Origin of the sequence: Bacillus sp. FJAT-27251 (genome assembly GCF_001273925.1) — a bacterium.
Classification (GTDB): Bacteria; Bacillota; Bacilli; order Bacillales; family Cytobacillaceae; genus Mesobacillus_B.
The window spans coordinates 3,267,262-3,289,591 of record NZ_LIGG01000001.1; the positions used below are offsets into that span (position 1 = coordinate 3,267,262).

The following is a 22,330-nucleotide window of genomic DNA, read 5'->3' on the forward strand; positions in this document are numbered from 1 at the left end:
AGTGTGTGTAGGTAAGAAATGTATAGGCGGAGAAATTCCGGTTAAGGTATGTAGGAGGGGCCAAAAAAGGCAAAATAAGCGGATTTATTCCGCTTACCCACTCTATTTTTGACTAAATCTAAGGATTATTTGAATTTAAACGGAAAAACTTCCCTTATATTCCGGGAAATGATGGTATTTCCCAATATAAGCGGAAGTTTTCCGTTTATTTTACATCATCAGAGTTAAATCAACGTTCTTTTATCACAGAAGCTTTTTTCTATTCTTATCACTACATTCTCATACGTCCTTGCCTTACTGCTGTCCCTTCCTCTTGCCATTAAGGTCGATGCCAATAGCGGCTCCATTCCGGCTTGAGTCGGCAACACCTTTAAACGTGCCATCTTCATTAATTTGGATGCTTTGGACGTTTCCAATAACGGTCGGGCTCGGACCAAAGCGGTGGCCCATGGCGTTAAGAGTACTGATTACACCGGCAGGAATATTTGCTTCATAACGGTATGAAGTGATCGAGTTTGTGTATATGCGTGGTTCCTCGATTGCGGCCTGCAGTTCCATATCGTATTCGATTGCATGGAGAATCGTTTGCAGGACGGATGTAATGATCGTCGGGCCGCCAGGTGAACCGACGGTAAGGACAGGGCGGTCTCCGTCAAATACGATGGTTGGAGTCATGCTGCTCAATGGCCGCTTGTTTGGCTGAACTTCATTTGCCCCGCCAGGTACGGCGTCAAAGTCGGTCAACTCATTGTTCAGCATAAACCCATATCCTGGGACCATGATGCCAGTTCCAAATACCTGTTCAATCGTAGTGGTATAAGAGACAACATTTCCCCATCTGTCTGTCACGCTGAAGTGGGTGGTTTCCCCGATGGCACGGTCATTAGGCTGTTTGGCCGCCTGGTAGTTTGCACTGCCCTGTTCATATTTCCATGGGTCCCCGGCTGTCACGTTCTGATTGGCTTTATCCATGGAGATGAGGGCCTGGCGCTCCTTAATATAGTCAGGGTGCAGCAAGCCATTGAGCGGAACATTGACAAATTCAGGATCTCCCGCATATGCTGCACGGTCCGCATAGGCAAGATGCATGGCTTCTGCAAGCAAATGATATTTTTCAACAGAGCGGACATCATATTGAGACAGGTTGTAATCATCAAGGATTTTCAGCATCTGCAGGAGGAAAACCCCGCCTGAGCTAGGAGGAGGCATGCTGGCGATCTTGTAGCCTTGATAGTCTCCCCAAATTGGGTCATCAATAGTGACATCATATTGGCTCAAATCAGAAACCTCCATTGACCCGCCAAAGTCTTGGACGGTCTCGGCAAGTGCCTGAGCTATTTCGCCATCATAGAAAGCATCTGTGCCTTTTGCCCGGATCAGTTTCAGCGTTTTCGCCAGGTCTTCCTGGACAAGCAGGTCGCCTTCCTGAAGAGGCTTTCCATTTGGCAGGAACACTTCTCCCGCCGCTGTCCTTCCAAGCTTGCCTTGATTGTCCCTTATCGCATCGGCCAGAACCGATTCAATAGGGAATCCTTTAGCGGCCAGCTTGATCGCAGGTCCAATCAATTGTTCAAGAGGGCGGCTTCCCCACATTTCAAGTGCCGTTTCAAGGCCTTTCAAAGTTCCGGGAACCCCAACCGCTGTCCCGCCTGTGGACCTTTCCGCAAATGGAATCGGGCTGCCGTTTTCATCAAGGAACATATCAGGAGTCGCACCTGCTGGGGCACGCTCGCGGCTGTTGATGATGGTTGTCTCTTTTGTTTTGCCATCATGGACCATCATGAAGCCGCCCCCGCCGATTCCAGACATCATCGGCTCAACGACGGTTAAGGCAAGCTGGATGGCCACAGCAGCATCAATAGCGTTTCCGCCTTTTCTCAGCACGTCTGCACCAATTTCAGAAGCAAGCGGATGGGCGGTGGCAACCATGCCGTCTTTGCCAACATCCACCTGGCTATACTGGCTGTAATCAACTTCCGGCTTCTTGGCCTGCCCTGCTAGAGGAAGAGTCCCGATTAACAAGAGCACCATCATGAAAACCGAAAAACTTGCACGTAATACATTTTTCACATTCATCCCTCCTAATCTAGTAATCCCTACATGTACTACGTTAAGAAATGCATAGAAAGATAGCAAGTGTTTGATTATAATATTCTGAATTTCGAGTCTTTCTTCCTTGTACTCCAAAATCGTCTGGGACTTTTGAAAGGTATGACGGGATAGGTGTTGCATGAAAACCTGATTGTCTGCGCACTATATGAAGGATTTTTGGAGAAAAGGGGTGAAGAAATGAACAATAATTTAGGTATCCACGAAAAGCTTGAACTGCATGAACTCATGATATTTAAAAATTCCTGCTTGGCAAAAGCTGCAGCTTTGAGCGCAGCTGCACAGGATGAAGCGCTAAAGACGATTCTTTCAGCAGATTTGACAGCGGCAAGAAAAGAGGTACAAGAACTGCAAGGTTACCTATCATAAAAGGAGGAAAACTTATGTACGGACAGCAAAGCCAGCAGCAGAATCAGCAAATGAATGACCAGGCAATTGCCACAGAATTTTTATTATCTTCGAAATCGGCCATACTTGGTTATGCCGCAGCCATTACCGAAACGGCCACTCCGGAGTTAAAATCGACACTTCGTGACCAACTTAACAGGGCTATCTATGCCCATGACCAAATTAGCAAGTATATGATATCCAAAGGATATTATCACCCGCATGACATCGACGAGCAAATCAGGGTAGATCTTCAGGCAACTCAATCTACCCTGGGATTGACACATTAAAGGAGGGATTACATGGCAACACAATATATGGGTTATCATGAGACACTGGATTTGCACGAAATCATGATGTTCAAAAACCTGTGTCTGACCAAAAGTTCTACCATGAACGCTTTGGTCCAGGATGAAGAGCTTGGCAGGATCCTCTCAAGCGATATTGATAAAACATCAAAGCAAATTAACAGGCTCCAGCAGTTCATTACCGACAGGGGGGCGCAATCTTGAACCAGTTTATGCAAAATATATCAGGGATGGGCGGCATGACGAACCAGGTCATTGCGACGGATTTTTTATTTGCAGTAAAGTCCGATATTAAAATGCTTGCCGCTGCCATTGCAGAATCCCATACCCCGGAAGTCAGGGAGACGCTGACACAGTATTTAAATGATTCGATTGATAAGCATCAGGAAATAATCGATTATATGGTATCCAAAGGGTTTTATTATCCAAACGACCTGGCCAAACAGCTTGGAGTTGATTTGCAGGCTGCAGTAACGGCTTCAAGCCTTGCACAGAACCAAAACCAGAACCAAAACCAGAACCAGAATCAGAACCAGTACCAGGGCCAGACCAGTATGGGACAAAATGCCATGAGCCAGAATATTATGGGCGAGGACCAGGGCCAGAATCAGGGGCAAAGCATGAGCAATCAAAATCAGGACCAGGGTTTCGTCCAAAACCAAAACCAAAGTCACTATCATAATCAGGTTGTCGCTCAGCACCCAAATCCTAATGATTCACAGAACTTACAGTAGAGCCGTCACCGTTTAAAAAGGACCAGCAAGATGGCAAGATGCATCTTGGGTCCTTTTCATTTTACTGTTATACATAATGAAATAAGGATTTCCATGTCAAATTTTACACTCTGCCAATCCTCCTTGGAGCACATACAAAGCCCTTAAGGAGACGATAATACACTTGTTTGGAAAACAAAAAAAGGAGTGTTATCTATGCCATTTGGTGCCCATGAAGCTATGGAGATTCATGAAATCCTGAATGAAAAAGTAAATGCGATCAGCCATTTCAATCTTTATGCGACCCAAACAAAGAATCCGGAGCTTAAGCAAATGATTACCCGCCATCTCCAGGCTGCCATACAATCCTATGATGCAATTGTTGCCTACACACACGATTACCATCAATACTCGCCAATACCTGCTAATACAAATATTAGCCAGGTAAAGCCGGAACAAATCCAGTATGGACTGAACAATCCAACGATGGTGGTGCCTGAAACCAATGCTTCGTTAAATGATTTTGGGGTCGCTTCCGCGATGCTTCTTTGCCACAAGAACAGTGCGAGTAACAGCATGAAGGCATCGCTGGAAATGGCTGATCCAAACCTTCGGCAAATGCTTGTAAACAGCGCAGTCAATTGTTCCAACCAAGCCTATGAAGTATTTTTATACATGAATAACCAAGGGCTCTACCAGGTGCCTAAGATCAAAGACCATACAGCGAAAACGTACCTGCACAGCTACCAGCCGTCAGGAGATTCAATAAATACCCAGTATGCTGTAAATCCGGGCCAGAGCCAGGGGTATGACCAGTCGGCAATGGCATTCATGAACGAGAGCCACCATATGGGGCAGGCAGGATCGACAGCTTCACCTCACATCCATGGGCAGCAGAACCCACAAAACAATGTTTCCTATATGAACAGAACAGGAACCGCAGGGATGGTGGGGCAGCAAGGAAATCAGCCTCCAAAACAAACGATGTCTGATTATGGACAGATGTTTACAGGAGGCATGAAACCAGGAAGCCAGCAGGGAATGCAGCAATACCGCGGCTCCCACTAATATAACGGAAAGGGGACATGGTCTGTCCCTTTTTTGTGCTGTTCTCTTACATTTATGGAATATCTATGGATTTTTATTGACAAAATATACAAAATATTTTAATGTTTTATGTAAACTTAATTTTATTTTCAGTTAACACAAATACATAAAAAATTGAGGCTAATTGGAGGTTGTAAAATGAGCAACTGGATGATGCTTGCAGATCAAGTAATAGCGGGAAATGATATATCGAATGAGGAGGCCCTATCCATTCTGGATTGTCCTGATGACGATATCTTGCCGCTGATGCATGCGGCTTTCCAAATCCGGAAACGTTATTTTGGTAAAAAGGTGAAGCTGAACATGATCATGAATGCCAAATCCGGCCTTTGTCCGGAGAACTGCGGCTATTGTTCGCAGTCATCAATCAGCACAGCGCCGATCACAGAATATAGAATGGTAGATAAAGAGACAATCGTCGAAGGAGCAAAGCGCGCCTACGAAATGAATGTTGGCACCTATTGCATTGTAGCTAGCGGAAGAGGACCATCCAACCGCGACGTCGACAATGTTGTTGAGGCTGTTAAGGAAATTAAAGATTCATATGGCTTAAAGGTTTGTGCCTGCCTTGGCATTTTAAAGCCAGAGCAAGCGCTGCGCCTGAAGGAAGCTGGGGTTGACAGATATAACCATAACATCAACACATCTGCAAGCAACCATGCCAACATCACTACTTCCCACACCTATGATGACCGTGTCAATACTGTCAGTATGGTAAAAGATTCAGGAATGTCGCCATGTTCCGGCGTGATTGTCGGCATGAAAGAGACAAGGCAGGATGTAGTGGATATGGCGACGAGTCTAAAAGCACTTGATGCGGATTCTATACCCGTAAATTTCCTGCATGCCATTGATGGCACTCCATTGGAAGGAACAAAAGAGTTAAATCCGTTATATTGTTTAAAAGTGCTCGCCCTTTTCCGCTTTATCAATCCCACAAAGGAAATCCGCATTTCAGGCGGACGGGAAGTCAACCTCCGGTCCCTGCAGCCGCTTGGCTTGTTTGCGGCCAATTCTGTCTTTGTCGGCGATTACTTGACAACCGCTGGCCAGGAAGAAAGCGAGGACTACAAAATGCTCCGTGACCTCGGCTTTGAAATTGAATCTGTCGAGGAAATGAAAGCCAGCCTGGCGTAAAAACTACGAAATTTCTGTTCTTGTTCCTTCTTGAATTATCTGTTATGATGTAAAAAAAGAAATGGCTGTGTGTGACTGGCGAGAGCGGATAACCGCAAGGGAGCACATGGCATCGGAGCAAAGCCGTTCGCCTGGGCAGAGGTAAGGGATTTTAATCCCTTGCCTCTTTGTGCTTTTAAGGGGGTATGCCACAGTAAAAGCGGCGGTCGGCCTGGAAAATAAAATAAGGCAATAATGGCGATTTAAAAGAATTTTACGGATGTATGCGCTTACGATTTTATTAAAGGTTTACTTACATGTTATTTAGTGATAATTTATTATTTATTCAGACTTATCGGCGGTAAAAAAGACACAAAATTGCAAGGAAAAGGAAAAGGGGAGAATATTGATGAGCACTGCAACTCTTGGAAAAGTGAAGACAATTAAAACATTGAACAATATAGCACAATGCGGATTGAATGTATTCAACGATGCGAGCTACAGGGTCGATAATGACAGCGAGAATCCTGATGCCATCCTTTTGCGCAGCTTTAACATGCATAATATGGATTTCAGCGAAAATTTAAAAGCAATCGCCCGAGCCGGGGCTGGCGTCAACAATATTCCCGTCAGCAAATGCACGGAAAACGGAATTGTCGTTTTCAATACTCCAGGCGCCAATGCCAATGCGGTAAAGGAGCTGGTCCTAACCTGCCTGATGGCTTCTTCCCGGAACTTGTTTGCCGGAGTCCTCTGGACCAAATCACTTGCAGATGAGGGAGAGAATATCCCTAAGCTTGTCGAAGCCGGGAAAAAGCAATTTGTCGGTAAAGAAATCAAGGGAAAAACATTGGGCGTCATCGGTCTTGGAGCAATTGGGGCTCTTGTAGCCAATGATGCGCTGGATCTTGACATGGACGTGATCGGCTTCGACCCGTTCATCTCAGTCGATACAGCCTGGGCTCTGTCCCGCAATGTCCAGCGGGCGATGACGATTGAAGAACTGTACGCGAAATGTGATTATATTACTGTGCATGTACCGCTGACGGATGGCACAAGGGAAATGTTCAACAGGGAAACCTTCGGCATCATGAAGCCTGGTGTCCATATTTTGAACTTCTCCCGCGGCGAACTTGTAAACGAAGTGGACATGGGGGAAGCTCTTGAAACGGGGACAGTTGGTAAGTATATCACCGACTTCCCGAATGAAAACGTCGTGAAAATGAAAAATGCAGTGCCAATCCCGCATCTTGGGGCCTCCACACAGGAATCGGAAGAGAATTGTGCCCTTATGGCCGCCCGCCAGGTCAAAGAATTTCTGGAAACCGGGAATATTAAAAACTCGGTAAACTTTCCGAATGCATCACTTCCTTATACCGGAAAACGCCGTGTGGCCGCGTTCCACAAAAATGTGCCAAACATGGTAGGGCAAATCACATCCGCCATTTCAAGCTACGAACTGAACATTGCCGACATGGTAAACAGGAGCCGGGGAGACTATGCCTACACGATGATCGACATTGACAATAGAATCAACGGAGATACCGTTCCGGGGCTGCTCGCTAAAATCCAGCAAATCGATGGAATGGTTAGCATCCGCGTAATTTAAGGATAAAATCATAGGAAAGTAAAGGGTGATTCACAGCATGGAGTGAATCACCTTTTTTTCGATATCATCTACTTGTTGGTGCCCGGGAAAGGGGAAAGCGAGTCTTCATGGGCACCAATAGGGTTCGTTGGTGCCCGGGAATGGGGAAACCAAGTCTCCAAGGGTTCCAATAGGCCTCATGAGAAGGTTTGCATCCCATAAAAAAAGCAAGGCAGCAAAAGCTGTCTTGCTTTTTCTTCTTTATGCGTTTGTTTCTCCGTCCTGGTACACGGGAACCCAGCCTTCCTGAGTGATGAAAAGACGGACGGCAACGACTTTGCGGTCATCGGCCAGAGTAAAATAGTGGACGGTGTTTTCCGGAACGGAAATCAGGTCGCCTGGGTCAAGGTGGACTTCAAAGAAGCGGCCGTCCGTTGCCTTGATGATGAACACTCCATGCCCGCTTACGATATAACGGACTTCGTCATCAGTATGAAGATGTTTGCGCTGGAAGTTCTTCAGCAGTTCATCCAGCTTTGGATTGGAATCGGAAAGGGAAATCACATCAGCCGCCTTATAGCCGCGGCGCTCGGAAATGTCCGCAATTTCTCCTTTGAACGTTTCAAGGATTTCTTCCTTTTCGGCATCGCTTAAGTCGAACTTTTCGCGAAGGTTTTCGGAGAGCTTGCTGATATCCCAATTCTCATAGATGACTTCCTGCTGCTGGAGAAATTCGGCTACCTCTTTCTGCTCTGTGATGGTTTCTTCTGTTCCCTGGATTTTAATGATGGCCATGGTTATCTTCCTCTCTTATAAAAATGGTTTTGTTTGCAAAAGGGTGATTTTATATTGAAACAGGAACTCGCAGGCTTCAAGCAATTTTTTCGCTTCAAAGCCGTTCCTGCCCCAGACGGTAATGCCGTGGTTCCGGATCAGCACGGCGCCTTTGTCGGCAGAGATATGCTCCGCAAATGTGTCTGCAAGTTTCGGAATGTCGGCATAATTATAAATGATAGGGATGGAGAGAAGGGCATCTTCCTCCCACATATCAAATGCCTTAATCAATTCCTGGCCTTGAAATTTCACGACGCCTTTATCACCGTAAAGTTCGGATATCACATTATTTGCAACCGTATGGACATGCAGACTGCAACCCGCCTGCGTTTTTCCGTAAACAGCGCAGTGCAGCAGGGTTTCTGCGGATGGCTTTAAGTGGGTTTTACCAACAGGCAATCCATCGCCATCGACAAGCAGGAAATCTTCTGATGTCCGTTTGCGCTTGTCTTTGCCACTGGCCGTTACCAAAAATTGAAGCGGATTGTTTCCCGCCTTAATCGAAAGGTTGCCGCTCGTTCCCATGAACCAGTCCCGGGCCGCCAGTTCATCCTTGATATCGGCGAGCTCATTCCACTTGGAAATCAGTTCACTCATACTCTCACCTCCATTTCTTTTTCAATAATCCTGATGCAGTCATGGAAGGTGGAGAAGGGCTTGTACTGAATGCCCAATTCTTCACACTTCTTAATCAAATAATCCCTGGCGATAACGATATCAGCCATCTTTGCTGCTTCAATATCGGTGACCGAGTCGCCGATGACAATCGTTGTGTGATCTTCATCGGCAATTGTCCGGATGATGCTTGGCTTGCAGCAGCCGCACCCCTTGCCTGTACATGATTCATCACATGGGTGAGGGTAGGAAATCAAAATCTGCTCCTCAGAGAAATCAGCTCTATTGCAATAAATGCCGTCAAACGGGCCAAAGGGTTCCAGCACCGGATAGACGAAAAAGTCAATGCCGCCGCTGACAATATAAAGGGGAATATGATGCTCTTTTGCAAAAGCAACAAATTCACCAAAGCCTTCGCGAATCTTGGCATCCTGCAGCACAAAGGAGATAATCTCATCCTTAATAGACGAAGGAAGCAGGGAAAACAGCTTCTGCACTCCCTCCTGGATACTAATATTCTGTTCCAGGATGGCGTCCTTAATTGCGTCCGCTTCCGGAGGAGCGAACCGCTTCATGATGTTGATGATATTGTCCTTGTTTGTAATCGTGCCGTCGAAATCGCAAAAAATGACCGGCTTTTTCATTATTTTGATCCCCATAATTCAAGGGCAGCCGCAAGTTCGGGATGTCCCGCCGCCGCATCACTGAGCGTCTTCCCGCCAAGTATGGCATCAACGGCCTGGCGAAATGCCTTTCCGCCTCCTGCAGCTCCTTGTGGATGGCCATGAACACCGCCGCCCGCATTGATGATGGAATCAATTCCAAAATCCTCAATCAAAAGCGGCACAAGCCCGGGGTGAATTCCTGCTGAGGGAACTGCGAAGCTTCGCTTTAGCGGTGCCTCTTCTGTAAGCTTTTCACCTATTCCCAAAGCCGCCGATTTTTCAAGCGCGACGCTGCCGTATGGTGACGGGAACAAGGAGAAGTCCGCGCCGGCATAGCGGATCAGTTTGCCAAGAGCGAGCGGAGTGGATAGACCATAAAAGACTGAAGAGGTAAAAGCACCGCTGAATGCAGGGTGAGCCATGAGCGGCAGGCTGATTTCATCATCCTCCGCAAGCTCCTGAAGTACATCCAGGCCATAAGTATGAACATTGAACAGCAAAGCATCAGCGCCAAGCTCGCGGGCTTTTCTCGCCTTGTCACGAAGCTGTGATGTCCGGCCGGTTAAATTGACTGCATAGAGCGTACGATGTCCCGTTTGCTCATACACTTGCTGAAGCACTTCTTTTGATGCAGAGATTCTTTGTTCAAATGGCGTGAGAGGGTTCTCAAACAGGATTTCATCATCCTTGACAAGGTCGACTCCTCCGAGTGCCTGTTCCCTTAGCTGAGACGTCAGAAAATCCAAATCCCGTCCAATGACTCCTTTGAAAATGCTCATAACGAGCGGGCGGTCATGTACATTAATAAGACTGCGGATTCCCTCTATCCCAAAGCGGGGACCAGGAAAGTTTTCCAGGTAGCCAGGCGTGAAAGTTAAATCAACCAACTTAATTTGGCCGTCCAATGAAAGCTTCCCGAAAACGGTCGTTAGGATTGCCGGCAAGTCAGCCGAAAAATTGGCGGTTGGATAGGAAATTTTAAGTTCGGCCTTTATCTGATCCTTGTGGACAGGATGGACTTCATTCGGGAATTCCTGTACGGATTCAACCCGGCCTTTATGCTTTGCTAGCTGCTGCTGCTCCAAAAGCGGCAGGTCGGTCCATGAGCCAATCGTCAAACCAAGTGCTATTCCTTCGGCTTTTTTGGCACCCTGTCCTATTTTTGTATACGCGTGATACGTTGCTGTAATTTCACTCATCGTTAACCCTCCTGGCTGAAACGGCGATGTGCCATGCCCATAAAATAAATAAAACCTCTTCCAATAAGAAGAGGCTGTTCGATGACCATTCTTCTTATCTTTCAGCTGCTTGCTGCAAGAATTAGCACCGTGTCCGTTATGGATCGGTTGCCGGGTATCATCGGGCTCGTCCCTCCACCTGCTCTTGATAAGAAATAAATTCAATTGTTGAAGCTTTCTAAATACAAGTGCTATTATCACACTTCGAATATTCTTCTGTCAACTAGGACACTTTTAAAAATTATAAAAATAGTTATTGACATTACCACAAGGGAAATGCTAGTATTTTCCTCAAGCAAAACATCAAAATTTGAATACATGAAACTCTTATCAAGAGCAGGCGGAGGGAAATTGGCCCGATGAAGCCCAGCAACCGACCGTAATACCGTTGTGAAACGGGGCGCAGAGAATTTGCGCCGGGATATTCCCGCAAGGCACGGTGCTAATTCCATTCAGAAAGGATTCTTTCTGAGAGATGAGAGGCAAGGAATATATTCTTAGCCTCTTTCAGTGTGAAAGAGGCTTTTTACTGTCTATCAATTAAAAACAGAATAATAAATGATTTTACGGAAGGAAGGAAGGAAGGAAGGAAGAACATGGCGATTTTAGAAAAGCAGAAATATGAAGCATTGACAGAAGAAACAGCTGTACAGCTGGTAAAGGAACTAAACATCATTCCGGAACATGCGGAAGTAACCTGCCAGGAAATCGGCGACGGGAATCTTAACTATGTTTTTAAAATAACGGATGTGAAAACAGGTAAAGGAGCAATCGTTAAACAAGCATTGCCTTATGCCAAGGTGGTCGGGGAAAGCTGGCCGCTTACGCTAAAAAGGGCGACAATTGAAGCGAACGCTTTAAAAAAACACGGCGAATTCGTTCCGAATCTCGTTCCGAAAGTCTACGCCACAGACGAAAACCTGGCGATCACCATTATGGAAGATCTCTCACATCTGACCATTGCCCGTACCGGACTGAACAATGGAGAAGATTATCCGAAGCTATCGGGAGACATCGGGGAATACCTTGCCCGTACGCTGTTCTCCACGTCCGACTTGGCCCTGCATCCATTTGAAAAGAAAGCCTTGGTGGTTGAATTCTCCAACCCTGAGCTTTGCAAGATTACCGAGGACCTAATCTTTACGGACCCATTCTTTGATCATGATACAAATGACTTTGAGCCGGAATTGCGCGATGCTGTAGAAGGGATCTGGAAAAATAACGAACTGAGGCTTGAAGTCGCCAAGCTGAAGAAAAGTTTCGTCACGGAAGCGGAGGCCCTCCTGCACGGTGACTTGCACAGCGGCAGTATCTTTGCCAGTGAAACCGAAACAAAAGTAATTGACCCCGAATTTGCTTTTTATGGGCCGATAGGATTTGATATCGGTTTGTTCTTAGGCAATTTAGTCTTTCAAGTGATTGTAAGAGAAGGAGAGAAGAAAGCAATCGTTCTTGACCATATTGAAAATACCTGGAATGTGTTCTCTTCAGTATTTTCGCAATTATGGGAAAAGGAAAGTGTTGAACCATTCGCAAAAGTACCTGGGCATAAAGAGACGTATTTCCAAAAAATATTCAGTGATACACTTGGATTTGCCGGCTGCGAACTGATTCGCCGCACCATCGGCCTGTCACATGTGAAAGACCTGGATGGCATAGAAGACAGCGAACAGCGCATCAGCGCCAAGAAAAATGCCTTGGCCATAGGCACAGCACTGATTTTGAAGCGAAATGAAATGACAGCAATTGAAGAAGTCATCACGTTCTTAAAGGAGAATTAATTATGATCGTTCCAACATCCATTAAGTGGGAAGACAACCAGCTCATTATCTTGGATCAGCAGAAACTGCCCCATGAAATGGTTTATCTTACCCTGCATTCAATAGAAGAGGTATTCGATGCCATTGTGAAATTGAAGGTGCGAGGAGCACCAGCGATCGGCATTACCGCAGCTTATGGCCTAGCTTTGGGGGCGAGACGCCATGAAACGGAAAAGCTGGAAGATTTTCTTCACCTGCTCCAGGAAGACTTCCGGTACCTGGGAAGCTCCCGACCGACTGCGGTCAATTTGTTCTGGGCGCTTGAAAGACTCATGAGCGTTGCCCACAGCTCCACCAGTGTAAACGAAGCAAAGACGCTTTTGCTGGAAGAAGCAATTAAGATTCATGTGGAAGATGAAGCAACCTGCAGAAAGATTGGCGAGTTTGGATTATCCTTGCTTGAAAACCGTACAAAGGTAATGACCATCTGCAATGCCGGCTCAATTGCGACAGCGAAATATGGGACGGCACTGGCGCCATTTCATCTAGGTGCAGAAAAGGGAAAAGAATTCGATGTCTTTGCCTGTGAAACGCGGCCGGTCTACCAGGGCGCAAGGCTGACAGTTTGGGAGCTGCAGCAATCAGGTGTCCCGGTTACGCTGATCACTGACGGCATGGCCGCCCATACGATTCATTCAAAAGGAATTGAAGCCATCATCGTAGGAGCTGACCGCATTGCGGCAAATGGGGATACAGCCAATAAAATCGGTACCCTTGGGCTTGCGATTCTCGCTAAAGCTTATAACATTCCGTTCTATGTGGCGGCCCCGTTTTCGACCTTCGATTTGTCCACTGACAGCGGAGCCCAAATTCCAATCGAGGAACGGAATCCACGTGAAATCACCCATCTTGGTGAAATTGCGATCGCTCCAGAAAACACAAAGGTCTATAATCCAGCTTTTGATGTCACTCCTGCTGAATACATCACGGCCATCATTACGGAAAAAGGTATTATAAAGCCGGATTACAAAGAAAATATTGCGAAAATCCAGTAACAAGAGGACAGGTCCGCCTGTCTTTTTTTACTGGATTTTTGAACCAAGGCAAATGTTCTTATTGACGCAAAAAAATCGAGGGAAACGGCGGGAATTGCGCTAATCGAGCCTATTGACGCAAAAAAGCGGAGGGTACGGCGAGAATTTGCGTCAACCTCGCTTATTGACGCCAAAAAGCGGAAGGATAGGTGAGAATTTACGCTAATGGCGCTTATTGACGCAAAAAGGGAAGGGCACGTCGAAGAATTTGCGCTAATCGCACTTATCAACGAAAAACAGGTTGTCTGTAAATTAGTAGGAACTTTATTCAGTGATTATTTTACAGTGTACCTGTACATATATTGATACAAAACAGGCGAGGAGAATTATAAAATGAGAACTGAATGGGATCCGCAATTCCAAAAAGATGTTACGAATAATCAAAACGATGTTCGAGTGAACAATACCCTGCAGCTGACCATTCATTTTGGTGATGCCCTCAATATTGCAGGCCTTATTCTGGGAATCTACCTTTTAAAAAAACTGGTAGGTGCCAGGAAGAAACCTTTTGACGTATCTCCTGAAAAAACATCCAAACCAACCGTGGAGCCAGCTGAACTATTTTACAATGAGCCAGTCCCAACCTCCAAATATTCCATCCACTAGGCCTTAGGCGCGTGCAAAAACAAAATAGGGCTTTCAATGTAAGAATTGTATGATAATATAAAGATAGACAAAAATTGAATAGTTCTATTACCACTAGGGGTGCCTTTACGGATAAATGGTCATTTGTCCAAAAAGGCTGAGATCAAAGTGCGACTTTGGGACTCTAAGAACCTGATCTGGTTTGCACCAGCGTAGGGAAGTGGCGTCGTAAAAATGTTGACAGCATTCAGCATACAACCACTTTCTTTAAGCTATAAGGAAAGTGGTTTTTTATTTGTCCAAAAAGGAGGCTAAAAGTGAGGGAAGCACAATTTCATATTATTTCGACGGGCAGGCAGCCGGTCGAGAGGTTTGCCAGAATTGCGAAGGAAACCCAGGGATATGTTGATTTTTTTCACCTAAGGGAAAAGCATTTGAGTGCACGGCAGCTCTATCAGGCTGTAAACCTTTTAATCGAAAATGGCATTCCGCCTGCTAAAATCGTCATCAATGACAGGGTGGATGTCGCTTGGGCGGTGAAAGCATACGGTGTCCAGCTTGCTTTTCACAGTTTGGATGTGAAGGTGGTCAAACAATCCTTCCCGAAGCTGGAGGTCGGAGCTTCGGTCCATTCTCTTAAGGAAGCCCGGGAGGCTTTCCGGGATGGGGCCGATTTTGGAGTTTTTGGGCATGTCTTCCAGACAAGTTCAAAACCGGAGCTGCCTCCAAAAGGCCTTGAAGAATTAAAGCGTGTAACAGCGAATACAGACATGCCCATTATCGCGATTGGCGGGATTAAGCCTTCCAATTGCAGTGAAGTTATTCAGGCAGGAGCACATGGGATCGCGGTAATGTCGGGCGTCCTGGAAGCAGAGAACCCTTTACAAAAAGCAAGAGAGTACCGTCAGTATTTGGAAGGGAGAAATTCATGACCTATATATATGACTCTATCATTGTTGGAGGAGGCGTGATTGGCGGCAGTATTGCCTTCCATTTGGCCAGGAGAGGCAAAAAGGTCCTTTTGCTGGAAAAGAATGTTCTGGCAGGAGAATCTTCCAGTGCCGCTGCCGGGATGCTGGGGGCCCAGGCAGAACTGGAAAGCAGCAGCCCGCTGTTTCCATTGGCCAAAAAAAGCAGGGAGATGTTCCCGAATATAGCAGCGGCATTAAAGGAACTGAGCGGGATGGATATCGAACTCGTCAACAAGGGGATGTTCAAGATTGCCTTGAATGATGAGCAAGCTGAAGAATTGGAACGGAAAGTTGAAATCCACCGAAGCCATGGTGAACAAGCGGAATGGCTTTCAGCCGAAGACGTTAAAAAACACGAGCCTATGCTCTCACATTCTGTTTTGGGAGCGATGTTCCTGCCAAAAGATGGCCAGGTTTCAGCTCACCGGCTTTCACAGGCCTTCTTTAGGGCCGCGGCGGTTTTAGGAGCGGAAGTTAAGGAATTTGCTGCCGTCCATACCTTCCTTTTCGAAAAAGATCGGGTCAACGGTGTCAGAACCAATTGTGGTGACTATTACAGCGAAAATGTCATTGTCGCCAGCGGAGCTTGGAGTGCCGAACTTCTTAAAGATTCCGGCATGGTGCCGGATGCTTACCCGGTTAAGGGAGAGTGCTTCTCGGTTGTTACAGCCCGGCCCCTGCTCGAAAAGACAATCTTTGCAAAGGACTGCTACCTCGTCCCTAAAGCAGGAGGCAGAACAATAGTCGKAGCGACCGAACATCCTCATACTTTTGATAAAAAGGTGTCGGTGGCAGGAGTATTTTCGCTGATGGATAAAGCAAGGAGGATTGTGCCGTCCATCGTTGATTCCGAACTGGAGAGCACATGGGCAGGCATCCGTCCGCAGACAGGGGATGGCTTGCCGTACCTGGGAGAACATCCCGAGTACCGCGGACTATTTATTGCTGCCGGGCACTTCCGGAATGGCATCTTGCTTTCACCGATAACCGGTGAGCTTGCCGCCCAATGGGCAGAAGGTCAGGCTGTGCCAGAACTTGAGCCATTCCGAGTGGACCGTTCGTTTTCATCTTTTATTACATAAGGGAGTGGTTTTTATGCAGTTAACCATTAATGGAGAAACAGTAAGCGTACCTTCGAGTGTGGGGAATGTTTCCCAGCTTTTGAAGCATTACGGCATCAATCAAAAGGTGGCCATTGTGGAGTTGAATCAGGATATTTTGGAGAAAAGCAGACATGGGGAAACTGCACTTGCAGATGGGGATAAAATTGAGATAGTTCATTTTGTAGGAGGCGGATGATATGTTGAAAATTGGACCGTATTCATTTAAATCAAGATTATTGCTTGGAACAGGGAAGTACCCGGATTTTGATGTCCAAAAGGCAGCGGTTGAAGAATCACAGACGGAAATTTTAACGTTTGCGGTCAGAAGAATGAATATATTTGAAGCAAGCCAGCCTAATTTCCTGGAAAAACTTGAGGTTGAAAAGTATACCCTGCTTCCAAACACCGCCGGCGCCAAAACCGCCGAAGAGGCCGTCAGAATCGCCAAACTGGCGCGGGCATCAGGTCTATGCGATATGATCAAGGTAGAGGTGATTGGGTGCCAAAAAACATTGCTGCCCGATCCGGTGGAAACGCTGAAGGCTTCGGAGGAGCTGCTAAAAGAGGGTTTCATCGTCCTCCCATACACTTCTGATGACGTTCTCCTTGCCAAGCGCCTGGAGGAGCTTGGCTGCCATGCGATTATGCCTGGAGCATCGCCAATCGGGTCAGGCCAGGGAATTCTCAATCCTTTGAATCTTCGCTTTATCATTGAACAGTCAGACGTTCCTGTCATTGTGGATGCGGGTATTGGTACGCCTTCGGATGCCGCGATTGCAATGGAGCTGGGGGCAGACGGCGTATTGCTTAACACAGCTGTATCAGGTGCGGGAGATCCTGTTAAAATGGCGATAGCAATGAAACTTGCCATTGAAGCAGGGCGATTGGGCTTTGAGGCAGGGAGGATACCAAAGAAAACATATGCTACAGCAAGCAGTCCGACGGAAGGGCTGAGCGTGGGTTGAGCGGACGTTATTCACGCCAGGAACTTTTTATGCCAATTGGCTTGGAAGGACAAGCAAAAATACGCAGGAAACATGTTCTGGTGGTTGGAGCCGGAGCGCTTGGAACCGGCAGTGCCGAAGCGCTGGTCCGGGCAGGGATAGGAAAACTGACGATTGTTGACCGCGATTATGTCGAATGGAGCAATCTGCAAAGACAGCAGCTTTATACTGAGGAAGATGCCCTAAACCAGGTGCCAAAAGCAATCGCCGCCGAGAGCAGGCTGCAAAGACTGAACTCTGAAGTGCTGATTGATGCGCAAGTGTGCGACGTGGGTCCGGAAGAGCTGGAGAGGCTTGCAGATGGCGTTGACCTGATTATGGATGCAAGTGATAATTTTGATATCAGGATGATGGTGAATGACGTTTCACAGAAATACAGAATTCCCTGGATTTACGGTGCCTGTGTGGGCAGCTACGGAATCAGCTACACCATCCGGCCGGGGATTACCCCTTGTTTGAATTGCCTTCTGGAAAGTGTCCCGCTCGGAGGTGCGACCTGTGATACAGCAGGGATTATCAGCCCTGCTGTACAAACGGTCGTGGCTCATCAGGTGACGGAAACATTGAAGATGCTTGTGGAGGATTACGATTCACTCAGGAGTAAACTGGTATCCTTTGATTTGTGGAAGAACCAGAATTCTTCCATAAATGTAGATGGAGTAAAAAATGCCAGGTGTTTGTCCTGCGGACCGGAAAGGACCTACCCGTTTCTAAACTATGAAAACCAGACGAGAACCGCCGTATTATGCGGAAGGGATACAGTCCAGCTTCGGCCGGCGGGAAAAGTGGAGCGTGATTTGGAGCAGCTTGAAGTCTTGCTTAAGTCCCAGACGGAAAACATCCAGCGCAATCCATACCTGCTATCATTCTCTATAGAATCCCGCCGTCTGGTTGTGTTTAAGGACGGACGAGTTCTCGTCCATGGCACAAAAGATACGGCTGAAGCAAGGAGCTTATACCATCGCTACCTTGGGTAGAATGATGTTTAAAATGGGTATCTCTAAACAAAATTAAGGACAGGGGGACATCGTCCCTTGTCCTTTCGCATGCAAGCTTATAATATCATTTCAGATTGAATGTAATGGTAAAGCAATTTCGCCGTATTTTCAATCGACTCACGGTGGGTCCTTTCAAATGCATGAGAGGAATCGATTCCCGGTCCAATCAGACCATGGATAATATCATGTCCGGAACGGATTGCCGCGGAAGCATCGGAACCGTAGTAAGGATAAATGTCTAGCTTATAGCCTATGCCGTTTTCAATCGCAAGCCTGGTCAGCCTTTTCCGAAGTTCATAGTGGTAGGGTCCGCTGGCATCTTTCACGCAGATGGAAACGGTGTACTCGTCTGTAGACTGTCCGTCACCGATGGCTCCCATATCGACAGCCAGATATTCAACTGTTTCTGGGGTGATATTGGAATTCCCGCCATACCCGATTTCTTCATTATTGGAAATGAGGAAATGGGTAGTATAGGGGAGTTCCATATTTTCACTCTTGATCTGTTTGATCAGCTGAAGCAGAATTGCAACACTAGCTTTATCGTCCAGATGCCGGGATTTAATGAAGCCAGACGGCGTAAGCTGAACTCTTGGATCAAAGGAGACAAAATCGCCTACCTCAATGCCCAGGGCCCTTACATCACTTGCATTATGTACTTTTTCATCCAGGCGAACCTCCATATTCTCCTGGTTTCGGGAGGCTTTATCGGCATCTTTATAGACATGGACCGAGGTTTGATGCATTAAAATCGTTCCGGTAAATCTTTTGCCCGAGGCTGTTTCAATTTCGCAATACTCACCTTCAATCGAGTTGAACTTAAAGCCCCCAATCAGATCAAGCTTTAGTCTGCCGCTGGTCTTGATCTCTTTCACAATCGCTCCTAGCGTATCTACATGGGCTGTCAGCATTCTGTGGTTTTGATCATCCTTGCCTGGGATGGTTGCGATCAGACCGCCTTTTCGGTTCCTTTTCGTCTCGACCTTCCATTCATGAAGGAGTTTTTCCACAAAGGTGATCACTTTATTGGTGTTGCCGGATGGACTGGGAATCAGGACCAAATCTTTTAACAAACCTAGTGTTTCTTCTGTATCAGGATAAGCCAATGTAATGCTCCTCTCCATAAAATCGTTTGAAGTATATTATATCGTTTTATCGCGAAGGAAGATAGAAGCCTGAACAGCTTGTATGGTATATTCAGAACAAGACTGAAAAAGGAGAATATATATGGATCCAAGGATGAAGTGGAATTCCAAATATAAAGAACGCTTGATTCAGGCTGAACTCCCCAAGCCCAATCCCAGATTGGCAAGCCTGGTTTCAGGCTTAAACGGAGGGGCCGCTCTTGATCTCGCCTGTGGACTGGGAGGGAACAGCCTGTTCTTAGCGGAGCAGGGCTTTGAAGTGGATGCCCTGGATATTTCCGATATCGCCGTAAGCCATGTCCAGGAACAGGCGGAAAGACTTGAGCTCCCCATTAACGCCCGAAGAGCAGACCTCACGGAATGGGACAATCCCGCCTTCTTGAAAGAATCCTATGACCTTATTGTCATCACCTACTATCTTGACCGGACGCTTTTTCCCCTGGTGAAGCCGCTTTTAAAAGAAAATGGCCATTTTTTCATGGAAACATTTTATCAATCACCATCTATGGAAAACGGGAAAGTATCTAATCAGTTTAAGCTGCGGCCGAGAGAACTTTTGTCACAGTTTAACGAGTGGAAGATTTTGCATTATGAAGAAAATGAAAGGGAAGGTGTGCAGACACTGTTTTGCCGGAAGAGTTAAGATGGAGTTCACTTCTTTCAAACCATCACATGTTGAAGCCAAAATAAAAGTGGAACAGTCTCCTGTTCCACTTTCCTGCAATCATTCATTAAACCACAATGGATCCTGGTTCTCTTCATCACCGTTGTAGTTAATCAATACTTCTTCGCCCTCTTTTATATCTTTGTAAGCATAAAAATCGAATGTATGGTTATCAAAGTTGATTTCATAGGTGGCGTTTGGCGTATAAGAATGGTTGAACAGCATTCCGTATCCGAGGAGGATAGCGGTATGGTTGATGCCATACTCAAAGGCATAATCCGCCAGGAGAGTTTTCTCGATATGGACATGCTCCTTGTTTGGATAAGCAATCACGGGAGCTTCGTGAATCAATTCGCCCTTTTTGATATCACGTGTTGCGAAAACCCCTCTATTGAACTCGCCGTTGCTGAGTTTCGAAGCTTTAATTTCAATCATTGAATCACCTGCTTTACATATCTTTAAGGTAGTACCCTTCGGTTTAGTTTGACAGTTGGCGCGATGGAAAGCAACTGTTAATTATTATGTTAAACAAAATATAAGCCGTTCAGTAAAGTTTCACCTCCTGAATAAGCTGTGAAATTCTACAATAAACCTATATATAGAGGAGGGATGTTTTGAAGGAGAAATTTTTATGGGGCGGCATTGCCGCCATCATTCTCAGCTGGGCGTTGAATTATGCCTATTTTCAGGCACAGCAGCTTGATGAACCTATTTTTCTTGAACACTACTACGAAACCTATATCGAAAACGAGGGGCAGCTGACTTTTTATTATTTGACGAATAAGCTGAATCCTCACGAGGTGGTTTCCGTTTCCATTGATGGATTGGATGGCGTGGGTGTATATCACGGAGAAAATGACGGGTTCTTCATGTGGGAAGAACAGTCCGAACTCAAATTTGAACAGGAATATAGCCATCATTATTTAAAAGCAGTAACTTTGCAATTCCACAAAGATATTCTTCCCTTGAACGATTCGCGTTCCACCTTTTCCTTTGAAAGGATGGATGTGTTTTTCGATAACGGTTCCAGCATATCAGCAGAATTAGGAAAAGTAATCCTTCATCCCTTTGATGTTCTTGAGCAGGTAGCTTTTGATGTACGCATGTCCTCCGGCAGCGATCAACACCGCAGTGAGGCCATGGTGACAAAGGAAGCGGTGGTGATAGAGGATATTGTCATTCCTTTTGGGGACGATCTTGCCGGACAGGTATTTGTTAAGGCGGACATTGATCAGGAAAGATTGAAGGAGCTGGAAAGAGTGATGCAAGGAGGCGATTTTCCTGTCTGGGCAGATGAAGAAATGGAGGCTGAATGGGACCGAACTACTGCCATTTCAATAGATGAGGGATTATTGCCTCTCGAAATGGGCGCAAATGAATGGCTGAACATAAAAATGTTTTTTAACCCGGAGCGCGCTAGTTATTTTGAATTTAGCATTAAAATGGAAGGGTTGACAGCATCGGGAATCCCCTTTGTTCATTATGTGCCGGTCACGGATCATCCCAATTTAGACCAGAAGGCAATTGATAGAATTATAGCAGGGAAAGATGGTGGAAAATAATGCTGCAGGAAGGTTTTCAAAAAATCTTTTGGGGCTGGATTCTCGTAATGATAGAAATTCATTTCATTGCCATGGACATTCTTCCTGATCCTATCGGCTATCTTTTGATCTATTTCGGTTTGCTTTTATTAATGAAGGAGTTCCCTTCTGGGAAAAAAGCGAAAAATTTAGCGGTTTTACTTATGGTTGTTTCCATTCCGACCATATTCATTCAAAACAACCAAATAGGGAGCGGCCTTATTTTTTCAGGCTGGTTCTTTTATACGAATATATTGGAGATTTTCATCTTGGTTCTTGCTTATTTCATTTTTCAGCTGCTTATTTCAGTGGCCTCTGAAAAGGGGAATCAGGAGCTGGTGGATCGAACAAACTCCACTTTCAAACTTTATATGGTTTCCATGCTGGTGATCACATTTTTCCAGCCTTTCACCATGAACCTACCCAAAGACTTAGCTGAGCTATTTATTGTGGTTTCCGCTATGTATGGCATAATCTTGCAGGTTCTGTTTTTAATTCTAATCAAAAGATTCAGCAGGTATAAAGATCATCCTCCATCGCATGGAAATTTGGTCGGAAGTATGACACCCGATGAATCAGCATAGGTTATCTGCAAAAAGCAAGCACAACGGTTGGTGCTTGCTTTTTTTGAGGCTTGTTTTTAAGGATGAAAGTTGTAAAGCCTCCCATGGAATGGGAAAAACAATGGACTTTTGGAGTATTTTTTTGCAGACAATCGAAAAATAGGCATATTGGATGTATAATAG

The 22,330-nt window shown here is 45.9% G+C and carries 25 protein-coding genes and 4 riboswitches; of the genes, 18 read left to right on the forward strand and 7 right to left on the reverse strand.

Going from position 1 to position 22,330, the window contains the following annotated elements:
- Window positions 1-294 precede the first annotated feature (294 nt).
- A complete protein-coding gene (gene ggt, locus ADU22_RS15170; protein WP_156324454.1) occupies window positions 295-2,034 on the reverse strand; it encodes a gamma-glutamyltransferase in 1,740 nt (579 codons plus the stop codon).
- Between the two features lie 255 nt (window positions 2,035-2,289).
- On the opposite strand from ggt, the gene ADU22_RS15175 reads away from it, so the two are divergent.
- From ADU22_RS15175 to ADU22_RS15205, 7 genes are all read left to right on the forward strand, one after another.
- Window positions 2,290-2,478, forward strand: a complete 189-nt coding sequence (locus ADU22_RS15175) for a hypothetical protein (RefSeq protein ID WP_053364595.1) — start codon at window positions 2,290-2,292, stop codon at window positions 2,476-2,478.
- 14 nt (window positions 2,479-2,492) lie between these two features.
- Window positions 2,493-2,786, forward strand: a complete 294-nt coding sequence (locus tag ADU22_RS15180) for a spore coat protein (protein WP_053362905.1) — start codon at window positions 2,493-2,495, stop codon at window positions 2,784-2,786.
- A 12-nt stretch (window positions 2,787-2,798) separates the two neighbouring features.
- Complete coding sequence (locus ADU22_RS15185) at window positions 2,799-3,008, forward strand: hypothetical protein (protein WP_069187998.1); 210 nt, start codon at window positions 2,799-2,801, stop codon at window positions 3,006-3,008.
- The gene (locus ADU22_RS25535) at window positions 3,005-3,538 is read left to right on the forward strand and encodes a spore coat protein (protein WP_069187999.1); all 534 of its coding nucleotides are present in this window, start codon (window positions 3,005-3,007) and stop codon (window positions 3,536-3,538) included. The genes ADU22_RS15185 and ADU22_RS25535 overlap by 4 nt, the downstream gene beginning before the upstream one ends.
- Window positions 3,539-3,733: 195 nt before the next feature.
- Window positions 3,734-4,585, forward strand: a complete 852-nt coding sequence (locus ADU22_RS23970; protein WP_069188000.1) for a spore coat protein — start codon at window positions 3,734-3,736, stop codon at window positions 4,583-4,585.
- Window positions 4,586-4,762: 177 nt separating this feature from the next.
- Complete coding sequence (bioB, locus tag ADU22_RS15200; RefSeq protein ID WP_053362906.1) at window positions 4,763-5,761, forward strand: biotin synthase BioB; 999 nt, start codon at window positions 4,763-4,765, stop codon at window positions 5,759-5,761.
- Window positions 5,762-5,822: 61 nt separating this feature from the next.
- Window positions 5,823-5,905, forward strand: a riboswitch (ZMP/ZTP riboswitch).
- Window positions 5,906-6,149: 244 nt separating this feature from the next.
- On the forward strand, window positions 6,150-7,349 hold the full coding sequence (locus ADU22_RS15205; RefSeq protein ID WP_053362907.1) for a phosphoglycerate dehydrogenase: 1,200 nt from the start codon (window positions 6,150-6,152) through the stop codon (window positions 7,347-7,349).
- Window positions 7,350-7,589: 240 nt separating this feature from the next.
- On the opposite strand, the gene mtnD is transcribed toward ADU22_RS15205, so the two are convergent.
- From mtnD to ADU22_RS15225, 4 genes are read right to left on the reverse strand one after another with little or no spacing between them, the layout of a single operon-like run.
- Entirely contained in the window at window positions 7,590-8,123 is a 534-nt protein-coding gene (mtnD, locus tag ADU22_RS15210) for an acireductone dioxygenase (RefSeq protein WP_053362908.1), read from the reverse strand.
- 15 nt (window positions 8,124-8,138) lie between these two features.
- Entirely contained in the window at window positions 8,139-8,759 is a 621-nt protein-coding gene (locus ADU22_RS15215) for a methylthioribulose 1-phosphate dehydratase (RefSeq protein WP_053362909.1), read from the reverse strand.
- Entirely contained in the window at window positions 8,756-9,421 is a 666-nt protein-coding gene (locus tag ADU22_RS15220) for a 2-hydroxy-3-keto-5-methylthiopentenyl-1-phosphate phosphatase (protein WP_053362910.1), read from the reverse strand. Before ADU22_RS15220 ends, ADU22_RS15215 begins: the two co-directional genes overlap by 4 nt.
- Entirely contained in the window at window positions 9,421-10,641 is a 1,221-nt protein-coding gene (locus ADU22_RS15225; RefSeq protein WP_053362911.1) for a 2,3-diketo-5-methylthiopentyl-1-phosphate enolase, read from the reverse strand. The genes ADU22_RS15220 and ADU22_RS15225 overlap by 1 nt, the downstream gene beginning before the upstream one ends.
- Before the next feature lie 91 nt (window positions 10,642-10,732).
- Window positions 10,733-10,835: riboswitch (SAM riboswitch) on the reverse strand.
- A gap of 169 nt (window positions 10,836-11,004) precedes the next feature.
- A riboswitch (SAM riboswitch) is annotated at window positions 11,005-11,162 on the forward strand.
- A 114-nt stretch (window positions 11,163-11,276) separates the two neighbouring features.
- On the opposite strand from ADU22_RS15225, the gene mtnK reads away from it, so the two are divergent.
- The 8 genes from mtnK (at window position 11,277) to ADU22_RS15265 (ending at window position 18,174) form a co-directional block, all read left to right on the forward strand.
- Window positions 11,277-12,461, forward strand: a complete 1,185-nt coding sequence (gene mtnK / locus ADU22_RS15230; RefSeq protein ID WP_053362912.1) for an S-methyl-5-thioribose kinase — start codon at window positions 11,277-11,279, stop codon at window positions 12,459-12,461.
- A gap of 2 nt (window positions 12,462-12,463) precedes the next feature.
- Window positions 12,464-13,495: an S-methyl-5-thioribose-1-phosphate isomerase gene (gene mtnA, locus ADU22_RS15235; protein WP_053362913.1), complete on the forward strand. Its 1,032-nt coding sequence runs from the start codon at window positions 12,464-12,466 to the stop codon at window positions 13,493-13,495.
- 372 nt (window positions 13,496-13,867) lie between these two features.
- Complete coding sequence (locus ADU22_RS15240; RefSeq protein WP_053362914.1) at window positions 13,868-14,140, forward strand: hypothetical protein; 273 nt, start codon at window positions 13,868-13,870, stop codon at window positions 14,138-14,140.
- Window positions 14,141-14,225: 85 nt separating this feature from the next.
- Window positions 14,226-14,355, forward strand: a riboswitch (TPP riboswitch).
- An 81-nt stretch (window positions 14,356-14,436) separates the two neighbouring features.
- A complete protein-coding gene (gene tenI, locus ADU22_RS15245; protein WP_053362915.1) occupies window positions 14,437-15,051 on the forward strand; it encodes a thiazole tautomerase TenI in 615 nt (204 codons plus the stop codon).
- Entirely contained in the window at window positions 15,048-16,172 is a 1,125-nt protein-coding gene (gene thiO, locus ADU22_RS15250) for a glycine oxidase ThiO (protein ID WP_053362916.1), read from the forward strand. The genes tenI and thiO overlap by 4 nt, the downstream gene beginning before the upstream one ends.
- Window positions 16,173-16,185: 13 nt before the next feature.
- Complete coding sequence (thiS, locus tag ADU22_RS15255; RefSeq protein ID WP_053362917.1) at window positions 16,186-16,389, forward strand: sulfur carrier protein ThiS; 204 nt, start codon at window positions 16,186-16,188, stop codon at window positions 16,387-16,389.
- A 1-nt stretch (window position 16,390) separates the two neighbouring features.
- Window positions 16,391-17,158 (forward strand): thiazole synthase, encoded by a 768-nt coding sequence (locus tag ADU22_RS15260; protein ID WP_053362918.1) that lies wholly within the window; start codon window positions 16,391-16,393, stop codon window positions 17,156-17,158.
- A complete protein-coding gene (locus ADU22_RS15265; RefSeq protein WP_053362919.1) occupies window positions 17,155-18,174 on the forward strand; it encodes a thiazole biosynthesis adenylyltransferase ThiF in 1,020 nt (339 codons plus the stop codon). Before ADU22_RS15260 ends, ADU22_RS15265 begins: the two co-directional genes overlap by 4 nt.
- A gap of 77 nt (window positions 18,175-18,251) precedes the next feature.
- Here the strand turns inward: ADU22_RS15265 and ADU22_RS15270 are convergent, their stop codons facing one another.
- Window positions 18,252-19,301: a M42 family metallopeptidase gene (locus ADU22_RS15270; RefSeq protein ID WP_053362920.1), complete on the reverse strand. Its 1,050-nt coding sequence runs from the start codon at window positions 19,299-19,301 to the stop codon at window positions 18,252-18,254.
- 121 nt (window positions 19,302-19,422) lie between these two features.
- Here ADU22_RS15270 and ADU22_RS15275 point away from each other — a divergent pair, with 121 nt between their 5' ends.
- Window positions 19,423-19,983, forward strand: a complete 561-nt coding sequence (locus ADU22_RS15275; RefSeq protein ID WP_053362921.1) for a class I SAM-dependent methyltransferase — start codon at window positions 19,423-19,425, stop codon at window positions 19,981-19,983.
- An 81-nt stretch (window positions 19,984-20,064) separates the two neighbouring features.
- On the opposite strand, the gene ADU22_RS15280 is transcribed toward ADU22_RS15275, so the two are convergent.
- Entirely contained in the window at window positions 20,065-20,439 is a 375-nt protein-coding gene (locus ADU22_RS15280; protein WP_053362922.1) for an SET domain-containing protein, read from the reverse strand.
- Window positions 20,440-20,618: 179 nt separating this feature from the next.
- Here ADU22_RS15280 and ADU22_RS15285 point away from each other — a divergent pair, with 179 nt between their 5' ends.
- Entirely contained in the window at window positions 20,619-21,566 is a 948-nt protein-coding gene (locus ADU22_RS15285; RefSeq protein ID WP_053362923.1) for a hypothetical protein, read from the forward strand.
- A complete protein-coding gene (locus ADU22_RS15290) occupies window positions 21,566-22,168 on the forward strand; it encodes a hypothetical protein (RefSeq protein WP_053362924.1) in 603 nt (200 codons plus the stop codon). The genes ADU22_RS15285 and ADU22_RS15290 overlap by 1 nt, the downstream gene beginning before the upstream one ends.
- Window positions 22,169-22,330: the final 162 nt, after the last annotated feature.